8 protein-coding genes are annotated in these 15,295 nt (G+C 37.4%); 4 read left to right on the top strand and 4 right to left on the bottom strand.

The genetic code is table 11. The annotated features are described in order from the left end of the window. The first annotated feature begins 1 nt into the window (after position 1). Positions 2–463, top strand: coding sequence for a hypothetical protein (locus tag BGC7_RS01290; RefSeq protein ID WP_050699732.1), 462 nt, complete (start codon positions 2–4; stop codon positions 461–463). A 72-nt stretch (positions 464–535) separates the two neighbouring features. Here the strand turns inward: BGC7_RS01290 and BGC7_RS01295 are convergent, their stop codons facing one another. The 4 genes from BGC7_RS01295 to BGC7_RS01310 form a co-directional block, all read right to left on the bottom strand. After that, positions 536–2,755, bottom strand: coding sequence for a glycoside hydrolase family 97 protein (locus BGC7_RS01295; protein ID WP_050699778.1), 2,220 nt, complete (start codon positions 2,753–2,755; stop codon positions 536–538). Positions 2,756–2,926: 171 nt separating this feature from the next. After that, complete coding sequence (locus BGC7_RS01300) at positions 2,927–4,030, bottom strand: SusE domain-containing protein (protein WP_050699733.1); 1,104 nt, start codon at positions 4,028–4,030, stop codon at positions 2,927–2,929. Positions 4,031–4,056: 26 nt separating this feature from the next. After that, positions 4,057–5,679, bottom strand: a complete 1,623-nt coding sequence (locus BGC7_RS01305; RefSeq protein ID WP_050699734.1) for a RagB/SusD family nutrient uptake outer membrane protein — start codon at positions 5,677–5,679, stop codon at positions 4,057–4,059. 21 nt (positions 5,680–5,700) lie between these two features. Next, positions 5,701–8,754 (bottom strand): SusC/RagA family TonB-linked outer membrane protein, encoded by a 3,054-nt coding sequence (locus tag BGC7_RS01310; RefSeq protein ID WP_050699779.1) that lies wholly within the window; start codon positions 8,752–8,754, stop codon positions 5,701–5,703. A gap of 682 nt (positions 8,755–9,436) precedes the next feature. On the opposite strand from BGC7_RS01310, the gene BGC7_RS01315 reads away from it, so the two are divergent. The 3 genes from BGC7_RS01315 to BGC7_RS01325 are packed head-to-tail and all read left to right on the top strand — an operon-like array spanning position 9,437 to position 15,130. Next, positions 9,437–10,609 (top strand): efflux RND transporter periplasmic adaptor subunit, encoded by a 1,173-nt coding sequence (locus BGC7_RS01315; RefSeq protein WP_050699735.1) that lies wholly within the window; start codon positions 9,437–9,439, stop codon positions 10,607–10,609. Beyond that, complete coding sequence (locus tag BGC7_RS01320; protein ID WP_050699736.1) at positions 10,606–13,764, top strand: efflux RND transporter permease subunit; 3,159 nt, start codon at positions 10,606–10,608, stop codon at positions 13,762–13,764. Before BGC7_RS01315 ends, BGC7_RS01320 begins: the two co-directional genes overlap by 4 nt. Then, complete coding sequence (locus tag BGC7_RS01325; protein WP_050699780.1) at positions 13,757–15,130, top strand: efflux transporter outer membrane subunit; 1,374 nt, start codon at positions 13,757–13,759, stop codon at positions 15,128–15,130. The genes BGC7_RS01320 and BGC7_RS01325 overlap by 8 nt, the downstream gene beginning before the upstream one ends. The last annotated feature ends 165 nt before the right edge of the window (positions 15,131–15,295 follow it).

Below are 15,295 nucleotides of genomic sequence, written 5' to 3' on the forward strand. Positions count from 1 at the left end.
TATGATGAAATATACTTTAAAGATAGCTATTGCTATAGGAGTGGTATTATTGTCTGCTTTTTTTGCTTGCTCACCTAAATCGAACAAAACAGCAGAAACTCCGGATATAGAAACTCCTGATACTATGAAATTGCAGATTAATTTTTCTATAACTGATACTTTGTCTGTAATTACTGCACAAAACGAAAAAAGACTGGTCGTAAATAAAGAAGATAAAAACAAGCTGCAAGAACTTTTGTCACTATCTGTAAATGATACATTATGGAATGATAGTGGTATTATGGTTAAAATGGTAGCTCCTGATTATACTTTAATAGCACATAATAAAGAAGGGAAAGCTGATGAAGATATCTGGATGATGATCTGGAAAGAGAACGGTAGGCTTAAAGTCCGAAACAAATGGTATTTTCTTGTAGAAGAAAACAAGAACGAGATATTTACTATATTAGATGCTTATAAGTGAATAAAAGAGAAAAGCCGTTCTATCAACAGAACGGCTTTGAACCTAATGATAACCAAATTGTCTTTTGCCCCTTTACAGATTCTTTAGCCCCTTAATCTGTGATCTATCTGCTTCGATCACGCTAACTGCATACCCTCCTGCGGGTGCGCACAACTGAGAAAGTTTAGACTTGCTTGTTACAACTGCCTTGCGAATAGTGTATGCCTGAGGATTAGTTTTATAATGAGCTCCTTTGGCATCACTGTATATTGTTGCTATATATGTCTTGTTCGGGTCGAGAAAATCGAAAGATATATTGGATGTACGTCCACTTTCGTCACATACGCTACCTATAAACCAATTCTCTGCATTTTTTGCTTTGCGGGCAATTGTTATGTAATCTCCCGGTTCGGCTTCAAGAATTTTAGTTTCGTCCCAATCTACAGCTACATCTTTTATAAACTGAAACGCATCAAGATGTTTATTATATGTTTCGGGAATATCAGCAGCCATTTGCAACGGGCTGTACATTGTTACATATAATGCTAACTGATTTGCCAGAGTGCTGTTCACATGAGAATTGTTCTGAGGATTATATTTGCTCACATCCATTTGGAAAATACCCGGAGTATAATCCATTGGGCCACCGATAAGACGTGTGAAAGGTAGGATAGTAACATGATCAGGGTTACTGCCTCCAAATGCCTGATATTCGGTTCCACGAGCCGATTCATTACCTATTAGATTAGGCCATGTGCGACATACTCCGGTAGGGCGTACTGCTTCATGTGCATTTACCATAATTTTGTAGTCTGCTGCTTTTTCAAAGGCATATTGGTAATGGTTTACCATCCATTGGCCATAGTGGTGTTCGCCACGAGGAATAATGTTACCTACATAGCCACTTTTTACAGAATTATATCCGTTGTCTGCCATAAATCGGTATGCTTTATCCAGATGACGTTCATAGTTCCTTACAGAAGAAGATGTCTCGTGGTGCATAATGATCTTTACGCCTTTACTCTTAGCATAAGCACTTAATTCTTTTACATCGAAGTCTGGATATGGGGTAACAAAGTCAAATACATAGTCTTTTGAATTTCCAAACCAATCTTCCCAGCCTACATTCCAGCCTTCTACCAATACTCCATCGAAACCATGAAGGGCAGCGAAGTCTATATATTCTTTCACATGTGCAGTATTAGCAGCATGTTTTCCATTCGGTTTTGTTTTTGTATAATCGGTAACGCCTAATTGCACGCTATATACATCATCTGTATATGCCCACGTACTTTTACCTGTAATCATTTCCCACCAAACGCCAATATATTTTACTGGTTTTATCCATGAAGTATCCTCGATCTTAGATGGTTCGTTGAGGTTCAGTGTTATGTGAGATGCTAAAACTTCACGGGCATCGTCGCTCACTATGATTGTACGCCACGGAGTATTGCATGGAGCTTGCATATAGCCTTTATACCCTTGTGCATCGGGAGTAAGCCAAGACTCGAATACCATGTTCTTATCATCAAGATTGAGATGCATACATGAATAGTTAATCAATGCAGCTTCGTGCAGATTGATGTATAAACCATCGTCTGTTTTCATCATAAGTGCAGTTTGCACTCCTGTCGGAGAAAAAGGAGTCTGTGAAGAATTGGGAGTAATTGCTTTACTCATCAATCCTCTTATTTCCGATAGTTTAGAAGTTGTGTAATCATACTCCTGTGTGTCGTAATCTCCCGGTATCCAAAATGCTTTGTGATCGCCGGTCATAGCAAATTGAGAGCGCTCTTCTTTAATGACAAAATAGGTGAGATTCTTTTGTTCAGGAAACTCGTATCTAAAACCTAGTCCATCGTTGAACAGTCGAAAACGTATGAGTATACTTCTGTCTGTCGATTTCTGAGTGAGAGTTACAGACAGCTCATTATAATGGTTGCGTATCTCTTTAACTTCTCCCCAAACGGGCTTCCATGTTTCGTCGAAAGCTGTTGTTTTAGTATTGGTTACTGTAAAACCATTAAGTAACGAAACTTTATCGTCTTTTTCTTTTCTGCTATCGGTTCGTTTTACCGAAAAGTCGCTGAAATCATTGTTTACATCACTGTTGTCTTTCAGTTCTAGTCCAAGTTTACTGGGTTTGATGACATCCCTATTTTTGTATTTTAAACTATATGTAGGAATACCTCCATTTTGCAAAGAGAATGATAAACTTAAGTTTCCGTCAGGAGATTTAAGTTCTTGTGCTTTTGCAATGTTTGTAATAAAAAAAATGCTGATAAAAAATAAGTAGTAAGTTGTTCTTTTCATGATTCCATATAAAATATTCATGGTACAAAGAAATGATTTTATATACTAACTTGCCATTTATTTATAGGACAAACAGATTGAAAATACCTGCAATCGTTTGCAAAAAATAAAAGAGAAAAGAGGACGGATAAATTTTTATCCGTCCTCTTTTCTCTTTTGCTTAAAAACTTCCTATTTAGGTAGGTTCTTAACAGGTATTATTATATAATGTCCGGTTAAACTGTTTAATGCTAAGAAGTATTCTCCAGGCTCTTCTATTATAAAGTTTTCTCCTCCTGTTTTTCCGAAAGGAAACTCTTGATCAGATTTAGTTGATGCACCCCAAGCATTAGTCCAAGTTTTGTCTTCTCTAAACTTTAATTCTCCTGCCTTGAGGGTAATACTCTTAGCTATCCAAACATGTGTTGCTACATTGACCATTGCTGTACCATCATTGTCGCCCCATCCTTTAGCTGCGGTTCCGATAACTTCCATGGTAGAGTAAGTTTTTACTGTACCTCCGTAGGTTTCCATATTTACTGTTGCAGCCTTCAAATCAACAGACAGAGTATATAGACCTGCTCCTGCAGTTGAATAATCTCCTCCATTTACCACAAGTTTACCGCCTGTATACCCATATGCCTTATCCCAATTACCAGCGGCTGTAGGGAATTTTAATGCCCCACTGTTAAATGTACCAGTATATACATATTTTAATTCTGCATCACCGCTATTATCTGCAAAAAATAATTGAAGATCGGCTCCAACATTTGCAATATCATTACCCCATCCTACTAATCCATTTCCAACAATATAAAGAACAGACTTTATAGATGGACGACAAGTAAATGTTACCTGTTGTGTTTCCGATAAAAGAAGGCTTCCTTTTTCGGAAGTTCCTAAACTAGCTCTAATTCTTGTATATAAAGTTAATTTCTGAGACTTTGTAACAAATCCAAGTGCTGCATCATTCAATGTCTTATAAGTAATCTTCATGTATTTATCCGGAGACTTAACAATACTATGTGCAGTTTCGAATGTCGGTAATGTATCCACTTGCAAATTATACGAAGCAGGAGAATCTATAAAGTAATCTGCTGCTGTCCATTTCCAATAGCCAATAGAATCTTCTAGATTTGTTTCTTCTGTTATAACAAAGTTTTGCAATACATCTTGTTTTAAAGAAGGTGCTATGTAATCTTTGTCAGCTAACTTTGTATGCTCATCTTCATCAGTACAAGCCATAAAAGCAAACAAAGAGAAAATAAAAAGATATAATATATTAAATTTTTTCATGTTCTTATTTCTTAATGTTTTACAAATTAATATCCTGTATATTGAGTTAAGTTAGGATTAGAGCCTATATCATCAGCAGGGATAGGATATACATTGAACTTCTTATCGACTGCAATACCATTAAATGCTCCACCTTTCCATTGCCATACATAAGAACTTGTTGTTAATTTGTCGAAGCGTACTAAATCGGTGCGGCGTTGTGCTTCGAAGAAGAATTCTCTTCCTCTTTCATCTAAAATAAAATCGAGTGTAAGATCAGATGATGAGATCGTAGCAGATGAACTATTGTTGTATGCTCGTTTGCGTAAGTCGTTTACATATGTAAGAGCCATAGCTGATGTTCCTCCCGAACCTCCACGAAGAACAGCTTCGGCATAGTTCAGATATATTTCACCAAGGCGCAATAGAGGAAAGTCAGTATAAGCAATATTACTTGCCGGTTTAGACCCATCTTTGTTCATGTTCGAGTATTTTACTACGGGTATACCATCTTTATATCTGGAAGGTGTCAATATATCAATATTATCAGCCAGATCTGGTTTGAGCATAGAATAACGGCTGTCGCTACTCAATACATTTTCTTTTTCAAAAGTTTTTTGAAGAGAAACGCGAGCACGATTACCTTGCCATGCTCCCTGTGCATTGATACTCTCTTGTAACGATGATGGAACAAAGCTACATAATAAGAATGTCATACCTCCCCATGTTTGGGTATTGGCACCTTCGTAGCGTATAGGGAATATCATCTCTCTTGATTTTCCATTGTCGGCTTTGAACATATCTGCATATTTAGTCTCCAGTTCGTATCCTACACCTAATACCTTATTACTGTAAGTGATACTTTCTGTATACTTAGCTTCACCTATGTATGCCTGAGCATTTAAGTAAAGACGCGATAATAGAGCCCATGCCGCAGCTTTAGTTGCACGACCATAATATTTAGAATTGTAACCAACAAACGGTTCTATCAGATCTTTATCACAATCTATCAATTCTTGTTCTATATATGTAAATAGATCTTTAGCCATTATTTGTTTAGGGGCTACTTTTCCTACTTCATCAGCTTCTGTAACAAAAGGAACATTACGGAACATGTCTAACAGATAGAAGTAAGCCAAAGCTCTCATAAAACGTGCATCTGCACGATAAGTGGTTATTTCAGCTTTTACACTGCTTTCCACTCCCCGGCTAGCCAGTTTTTCATCTGTAGTTTCGCGTAAATATTCATTAGCCAGATTCACTTGATAGTAGAGACGATAATACATTCCTTTAATGAATACGTTACCAGCGTCCCATGTCATATAATTGAAACGGTCGATACCAACATCATTCCAACAGCAATGAGCCTCGTCGGTTGGTAGTTGTTGCAAATTCCATAGAGCTCGAAGAAATGAAGCCTGACTACCACCGTCTACTCCGGCAACATCAGATTCTCCATCACCGGCTTCGTTTCCGGAAATAGCATATCCTGCATAAATTTTGGCCAAAGCTGACTTATAGGCTCCCAATTCTTTGCCATATGTAGTTTCTCCTACAGGTTCGTTGGGGTCGATAGGGAGAGTATCCAGATCTCCCAGACAGGATGTAAGAAATGTTGTAAAGCCGAACAACATTACTACTGTCATCAATTTATATCTTATTGTTTTCATATTTCTTGTATTTTCAGGGAATTAAAAGTTTAGATTCAAACCAAACATGAATATACGAGGACGTGGATAAATATTATTATCTATACCTTCATTGTTAAATTCAGGATCTAGTCCATCATATTTAGTTATAATAAATGGATTTTGAACGGTGCCGTATATGCGTGCTGAACTTAACCATTTTGCTACATTCTGGAATGTATAACCTATTGAAATATTATCCATACGCAAGAATGATGCATTTTGTACATAATAGCTTGACAAATATTGAGGTTCGCTAAAGTTGGTATAAGATGCAGAACTGATACGGTTTTTCAGGAATCCTGTAGGGTCTAGCATCGAAGAGCCTCCATAAGCTTCACGATTAGACTGAATATTATTGTAAGCATAATTACCCAAGCTAGCGCGCAGCGCAAAATTAAAGTCCCAGTTTTTATAAGAAAGTTGAGATGTAAGTCCCATGAATACATCCGGTGCAGATTTCTTATAAGTTATCAGGTCATCAGTATCAATCACTCCATCCTTATTCTGGTCTACATATGCTCCTTCGATAGGTTTACCGGCAGAATCATATATTTGTTGGTAAACATAAAATGAATTAAATGGTTGATTCAGAGCATGTATAAGAACATTGTTTCCTGTACCTCCGGTTATACCTCCATGTATAATTCCCTTATAATTAGGATTGTCGAAGTCTAACATTTTAGAGATTTCGTTCTTATTATATGAAACGTTATAACCAAGAGTCCAGTTCAGATCTTTAGATTCAATGACATGTCCGGTTATATTAAACTCTATACCTTTATTTGTAAGCTCTCCCTGATTAGTTAGTAATTGGTTACTAAAGTTAGTTCCGGCAGCAATAAATATATTATTCAATAAGTCTTTAGTCTTACGATAATATGCATCTACGGTTCCTGTTATACGATTTCCTAAAAATCCATAATCTAATCCAACGTTATAAGTTGTTGTTTCTTCCCATTTCAAATCTTTGTCGTAAGCATTAGGTCTTAGTAATTGGATCATTTCATCTCCCCAGAAATAATTAGCTCCCGGTTTGCTATACATATATTTATTGAGATATGGATAATTATTCGGATTTCCGTTTACATCAGGAAGATTTTGCTGACCTGTAATACCATAACCTAAACGTATTTTTAGATCAGACATCAGATTCTGGTTTTTCATAAAGCCTTCTTCCGATACTCTCCATGCTAAAGCAGCTGAAGGAAATAGTCCCCAACGATTGTCTTTAGAGAAACGAGATGAACCGTCGTTACGTAATGTCAGAGTCAATAAATATTTGTTATTGAAAGTATAATTGAAACGTCCAAAGAAGGAAATTAAATAATTCTCAGATTTATAGCTTTTTCCATCTTGATAAGTTCCTGCTCCTTTTTGTTTTTGCATAGCAAGAGAATAAGGATATACTGTAGAGTCCCATCTGTAGAAGTATTGCCATGAATAACCTCCCATTATGTCGAAGCGGTGTTTGTTATTTATTTCTTTTGCATAATTGAGGTAAAAATCCATTAAATAATTCTTTTTGCTCTGTTCATAGTTCTCGTTTTCTCCAAATCCGCTTTTGAATTTTCCGGTTACCCATGATAGCACAGAGTTGTCATCAATAGTATTCCATTCCATACTACGAGATATGTCATAACCCAAATTCAGATTTGCTCTTAAATCCGGTAGAAAGTGCATTTTATAATCAAACTGTACATTTCCCACGCTTCTTCTTACTCTTGCTGTATTATGACGAGAGTTTAATGCGTCCACCGGGTTAGATAAACCTATGTCGATAGGGGTTTTTCCATCAGCTTTTAATGATAGATAATATCCGTTACCCGGATCTCCATCTTTGTAATCCGGCATATAAACAGGTTTTGTTGGATCAAATTCTGCTGCCGCACCAATAGCTCCGGTGTTGGCAAATCTATTTAGATTATAAACGCCTTTTAGGTTCAACTGTACACTTAACATGTTGTTGAAGAATTTTGGATTCAGGTTAATCGCACCTGTCCAACGTTCAAGGCTAGAAGTCTTTAAAATACCTTCCTCATTAGTATATCCCAAAGATACACGATAAGGAACTGATCCCGCAGCACCTCCTACACTTATGTTATGATCTGAACTAAATGCAGTTTTGAATATTTGATCCTGCCAATTTGTTTTTGTATTTCCTAGCGCTTTATAAGCATCGCTTTCTGTTCCATATTTGTCTGTAACAAATTGACGAAACTCATCTGCACCCATCATATCCACTTCTCCTGTTTTGGTGCTAACTGAGAAAGTCCCATTGTAGCTAACTTTAGGTTTAGATCCTATAGCTCCTTTTTTAGTCGTGATTATGATTACACCGTTAGATGCACGGGATCCATAAATAGCTGTAGCAGAAGCATCTTTTAGAACAGTAAAACTTTCTATATCATTAGAGTTAATAGTAGATAGAGCGTTACCCATACCTTTTACTCCGGCACTATTGTCTACAGGCACTCCGTCAATAACTATCAGAGGGTCGTTAGTGGCTGACAATGATGATCCACCACGAATACGAATAGTAGCTCCGGCACCGGGAGCTCCACCATCTGAAACAACGCTTACGCCGGGAGCTTTACCAACCAACAGGTCTGAAGCCGAAGTAGCCATACCTTTAGCTAAATTATTAGCTGAAACAGTGGTGACAGCTCCTGTCAGATCTTCTTTTTTTACAGTTCCATAGCCAATTACAACTACTTCTTGCAGAAGTTCGGTATCTTCGGCTAAGGTTACATTTATACTTGTTTTTCCACCTACAGGTATCTCTTGGTTCTTATATCCTACATAGGAAAAAACCAATATTGCATCGGCTGGTGTATTAATAGTATAATTACCGTCTATATCGGTTACTGTTCCGATAGTCGACCCTTTGACAACAACGCTTCCGCTTATAATAGCTTCACCATTATTATCTTTCACATTTCCTTTTACTGTAATGTTTGAGCCACTTTGGCCATACATACTAGATGAAAAAGAGAGCATGCTTACTATCAGTAGTAAGAATACTTTCATACATCTGTTCTTAATCTTCTTTTTCATTTGAATAATCATAAGATTAACATTAATATTGATTGATTTGCTTTATTAAGAATTTGTTTTTGTAGATATATACAACGAATTTCCCCACTTTAGGATACTCGTATTTAGACACACATACACTCTAAATTTTTAAACGATATTTTTTATAGATGAGACGATTTTATATTTCTTGGCTATTATGATCAGTCCATTTAGTTGACAAAATAAAATATCAGTAACTATTGTATTTTGTATTTCCTTAGGTATAAAGTTTAAGTTCACTCCATTCATTATATTCATCACAGGTACTTATCATGGTTATCCTTTTCTCATGGCACTTATGCTTTGTACTACAAATATCAGAACAAGTATTATCTCCTTTGATATAAAATTTTACAAATATTAGGTTTTTGTTATGCAAACGATTGCGTAAATGTGAAATATTATGTATTGTTATAAAGCTATAATTTATAGCTTTTTATAATTGGTTTTAATAATTTAAAAACAATTTGTGTTAAAAAGAAATTTGGATTTAATACTTTTGTTTGGTATTAATGCCTTATCGGAAAATAAAACAAATACATACTATAAACTGTTAATTACCTAAAACAAAGCAGTTCTGATTATACCTGTTTTCGAATTGAACAAACTTATAGTGATAATAGTTTAAAAACAAAGACTATAAACAATCTATCAATATATAATGAATAGAAAAAAAACAATCTGCCTTATAGCTGCACTTTGCTTATTAGCAAGTGCGTGCAAAGAAATGACAGAAAATCTGCCAATAGTAGAAGTAGAACCTGCCGCTATCGACAATATTGAGATATATGGAGAATATGTTGGTTTAATAGAAGCATCTCATAGGGTAGAAATACATGCCCGTGTAGAGGGGTTTCTTGAACGGATAACTTTTAGTGGAGGCAAAAGAGTGACAACCGGTGAGCCTCTTTTCTATATAAACAATGCTACATATAAAGCCAAAGTAGAAAAGGCTAAAGCTCAACTGAAAAGAGATGAAGCCCAAGCTCTGAAAGCGGAGGGAGATTTGGCTCGAATAGAACCTCTCTACAATCAGAATGCAGCAAGCCGTTTAGACTTGGACAATGCTATTGCTGCTCTTAATATGGCAAAGGCTAATGTTGCTATGAGTAAGGCCGATTTGGAACAAGCTGATCTGGAGTTGGGATATACAATAGTAAGGTCTCCTTTGTCCGGATATATAAGCGAGTCGTATGTTGATATAGGAAACCTTGTGGGTAAGTCAGGAACTTCTTTACTGGCTACTGTCGTTAGTCGGGATACGGTATTAGTCGATTTCAAAATGACATCTTTAGATTATTTGCGTAGTCAGCGCCGGAATGTACACCTAGGAGAGTTGGATAGCACTCGTTCGTGGCAGCCTACAGTCACCGTTACTCTGGCCGATAATTCTGTATATAGCGAAAAAGGTATTGTCGATTTTGCCTCTCCTCAAGTAGATCCTAAAACCGGAACATTTGGAGTAAGAGCCAAGTTGCCTAATCCTAATCAGGTTTTACTGCCTGGGCAGTTTACCAGAGTAAAGCTGTTGTTGGACGTTATGGAAAATGTAGTTGTAGTACCTAGAAAAGCTATATCTATAGAAAAAGGCGGAGCTTTCATCTTTGTTATATTACCCGATAGTGTTATAGAAAAAAGATATGTGGAAACAGGCCCTGAACAGGAAAATAAAATTGTAGTAACCCGTGGATTAAATGTTGGTGAAAATATTGTAGTAGAAGGATTCCAAAAGTTAGGACATGGACAACGAGCTATTCCTCGTACTAAGGAGGAAGAGCAAAAAATAGAGGCTTTGCAAAAAGAGCAAAATTCAAAAGGGGAGGATAAAGAATGAAGCCCGGATTCTTTATAGAAAGACCAGTCCTTTCAACAGTCTTATCTTTGCTGATAGTAATTCTTGGTATTATTGGGTTGGTATTGTTACCTATCGAACAATATCCGCAGATAACACCTCCTGTTGTAAAGATTAGCGCTTCTTATCCCGGTGCAAATGCGACGACTGTTTCGCAGGCTGTAGCTACACCCATCGAACAAGAATTGAACGGTACTCCCGGAATGATATATATGGAATCGAGTAGTTCTAACTCGGGGGGGCTATCTATCACTGTTACATTTGATGTAAATACAAATGCTGATCTTGCCGCCGTAGAAATACAAAACAGGGTGAAACTTGCTGAATCCCGACTTCCGGCAGAAGTTTTACAGAGTGGAATTTCTGTAGAGAAACAAGCTCCCGGTCAGTTGATGACTATAGCTCTAACATCGGACGATCCTAAATATGACGAAATATATTTGAGTAATTACGCAACTATAAATATATTGGATGTAATCAGGCGTATTCCCGGGGTAGGGCGTGTGTCGAATGTTGGTAGTCGCTATTATGGTATGCAAATATGGGTTTACCCCGATCGTTTAGCGAGCTTTGGGCTTACAGTCAAAGACTTGCAAAATGCCTTGAAAGATCAGAATAGAGAATCGGCTGCGGGTGAGTTGGGTAAACAACCTATTGTAAATGTAGATGTGGCCATGCCTATTACAGCACAAGGGAGATTGTCGACAGTAAGCCAGTTTGAAGATATTGTAGTAAAAGCAGATAACGATGGCTCTTTTATCAGAATGCGAGATGTGGCAAGAGTATCTCTTGAGGCTTCTTCGTATAGCACCGAAAGTGGACTGAATGGAAAATATGCTACAATGCTGAGTATATATATGCTTCCCGGAGCTAATGCTATGGAAGTTGCTGACGAAGTGAAGAATGCGATGACACAAATAAAGGAAGATTTTCCGGAAGGACTTGATTATCTTATTCCGTTTGATATGACAGAATATATAGGAGAATCTATTCACGAAGTATATAAAACCCTGTTAGAAGCACTTACTTTGGTAATAATTGTGGTATTTCTTTCTTTACAAAACTGGAGAGCATCAATAATTCCCATAGTGGCCGTTCCTATATCCTTGATTGGTACATTCGGCTTTATGTTGGCAATGGGCTTTTCACTGAATATGCTTACTCTTCTCGGGCTAGTTTTAGCCATTGGTATAGTTGTTGATGATGCTATTGTTGTCGTCGAGAATGTGGAACGCATAATGGAAGAAAAAGGAGTTAGTGCCCGTGAAGCTACGCACCGAGCTATGAACGAACTGGCAGGCGCTTTGATTGCAACCTCTTTAGTTCTTGCCGCAGTGTTTGTGCCTGTTAGCTTTCTCGATGGAATAACAGGATCACTTTACAGGCAATTTTCTGTTACCATAGTTGTATCTGTTCTTATTTCGGCAGTAGTAGCTCTCACATTGAGTCCTACCATGTGCGCACTGATACTTCGTCCATCACAAAAAGAGGAGAAGAAGAATGTAGTATTCAGAAAAATAAATCAGTGGTTAGCTAAAGGAAACAGTAAATACGCTAATATACTGATGAAGGTGATAAATAATCCTCGTCGTATAATGGCAGGATTCGGTATGGTACTTGTTTTCATTTTTGTATTAAATAAAGTTATTCCAACCAGTTTTATTCCACAAGAAGACCAAGGGTACTTTACGGTAGAACTTGAGATGCCTGAGGGAACTACTCTCGAACGGATGCGTATAGTTGCCGACCGAGCTGTAGAATATCTGGATCATCACTCGGCAGTGGAGTATGTACAAAATGTCACCGGATCGAGTCCTCGGGTAGGAACTAATCAGGGTAGAACTACTCTTACCGTGATTCTTAAATCGTGGAAAGAAAGAAGTGTCGGAGTAGATCAGGTTATGCGCGATGCCCAGAAAGAATTTTATAATTATCCTGAAATAAGAGCTTTCGTAAGCCGTCCACCGGCAATACCGGGCTTGGGATCTGCCGGTGGTGTAGAGATGAAACTACAAGCTCGATCTGATGCAAAATGGGATGATCTTGTTGCTGCAACTGATACATTTATGTACTATGCAGGAAAATCAAAAATATTGTCGAATGTGTCATCTTCCTTGCAGCCCGAAATACCACAGCTTTATTTTGATGTAGACAGAGATCAGGCTATGTTGTTGGGAGTACCTATGTCCGATATATTCTCTACAATGAAAGCTTATCTGGGTTCGGTATATGTTAACGACTTCAATATGTTTAACCGTATATATAAAGTATATATACAAGCCGATCAAAGTTTTAGGGCTACTCCTAACGATATCAATCTGTTTTACGTAAAAACAGCTAATGGCTCAATGGTTCCTCTTACAGCTCTGGGTAAAACCAGTTATACTACAGGTCCCGGAAATATTACACGTTTCAATATGTATACTTCTGCATCTATGCAGGTTACTCCTGCTTCAGGGTATAGTTCCGGAGAGGCTATGAACGAGATACAAAAAATATCAAAAGACCATTTGCCTGATAATATTGGAGTAGCATGGAGTGGGCTTTCTTTTCAGGAACAAAAAGCCAGCGGACAAACAGGTGTTGTGTTAGGATTAGTGTTTTTGTTTGTATTTCTTTTCCTTGCTGCTCTTTATGAAAGCTGGACAATCCCTATATCGGTATTGTTATCTCTGCCTATAGCAGCATTGGGTGCTTTTCTCGGAATATGGGTGCTGGGGCTGGAAAATGATATTTATTTTCAGATAGGTTTAGTTACCCTTATTGGTCTTGCGGCCAAGAATGCTATCCTTATTGTCGAGTTTGCCAAGGTACAGGTTGATGCGGGTATGCAACCCGTTTTTGCAGCCATGCAAGCAGCAAAACTTCGCTTTCGCCCTATCCTGATGACTTCTCTTGCATTCGTGCTTGGTATGTTGCCTATGGTTATTGCATCAGGGCCGGGATCGGCAAGTAGACATTCTATCGGTACCGGAGTCTTTTTTGGTATGATTGGAGCCATTACTTTGGGAATAATACTTGTTCCGTTCTTCTTTGTAATGGTATATAAAGTGAAAAATAAATTTAAAATACCGGAATTGAAATTTCCACGATTCTTGAAAATCAAAAAGCTAATCAGAAAGAATGAAAATGAGTAAAACAAAATATATTTTAATCCTTGCACTGATCTTGATGGCTTCTTGTAAGATCGGACAAAAGTATCAGAAGCCGGAGATGGATATTCCTCAGTCTTTCGATAAAAAAGGTATGATGGAGGGAGATGCTTCTATCATAGGGTGGAGTATTTTATACCCTGATACTATGTTGCAGGGGTTGATATCTAAAGCTCTGGATCACAATAAAGACTTACTTATTGCAACAGCCCGGATCAAAGAAATGGCCGCAAATAAACGTATTGGTTTTGCAAATCTATTTCCTGAAATAGGAGGTGAGGTTGCAGGACAGAAAGAACATCTTAACTATGGGGGAGAGAATAGTAAGTATTCACCCGAATTGAGAGCAAATTTTAATGTATCGTGGGAATTAGATATCTGGGGAAAGCTTCGCTGGGCTAATGATGCCGGAGTAGCAGCATACTTGCAGTCTGTACAAGCTCAAAGGGCATTGCAACTCACTATAGTAGCACAGGTTGCACAATCTTATTTCGAACTGAAAGCTTTGGACAGAGAGTTGAATATAGTAAAACAAACGCTTGATGCCCGACGCGAAGGCGTGCGTTTTGCCAAATTACGTTACGAAGGAGGGTTAACATCCGAAATACCTTATAAACAAAGTCTGGTAGAGTTGGCTCGTACCGAAACACTTATTCCTAATTTGGAAAATGAACTTAAACTAAAAGAGAACGATTTATTTGTTCTTATAGGAGAGTTTCCTTTCGGAGTTATAACTAGAGGAGAGGATATAAGCCAACAACAAATTCCTCAAAATCTACCTGTAGACTTGCCTTCATCTTTATTGCAACGTCGTCCTGATATGATACAGGCTGAGCAGAAACTGATTGAAGCTAATGCTAAGGTCGGAATTGCTTATACTGAGATGTTTCCCTCTCTGAAATTAACTGGGAGGCTGGGAGGAGAAAATACCGAGTTGACAGATTTTATAAAAAGTCCGACTTGGTTTATCTCAGGAGTGCTGACAGGTCCCATCTTCAATATGGGAAAGAATAAAGCAAAACATAATGCTGCCAAAGCTGCTTATGAACAAGAAGTATATGCTTATGAAAAGTCTGTATTGGAGGCTTTTAAAGAAGTAAATAATGCTATTCTTACATTTAACAAAATGAAGGAAGTTTATCGTTCACAGGAGGCTCTATATAATTCTGCTAAATCGTATCATGAACTGGCCACAATACAATATGTGAATGGAGCTACCAGATATATTGATGTATTAGATGCTCAAAGACAATTATTTGATGCCGAAGTAGCTCTAAATAATGTCTTGTTGAATGAGCTTATATCTGTAGTAGTATTATACAAAGCTTTAGGTGGAGGTTTGCATAAATAGAATAGACAATAAAATACAATAAGATCAAAATTTTTCGGAGAAAGAAAATGGCACGAAGTTTCGATAAAAAAGGTATATACTTCGAAAAAACAACATTTATCTCTCTTTTTGTAGATGAGACCTAAAAAACTTCATCTGTAGGCTTCTGTATACGAAAAAAAATCA

Origin of the sequence: Dysgonomonas sp. BGC7, assembly GCF_001261735.1 — a bacterium.
Lineage (GTDB): Bacteria > Bacteroidota > Bacteroidia > Bacteroidales > Dysgonomonadaceae > Dysgonomonas.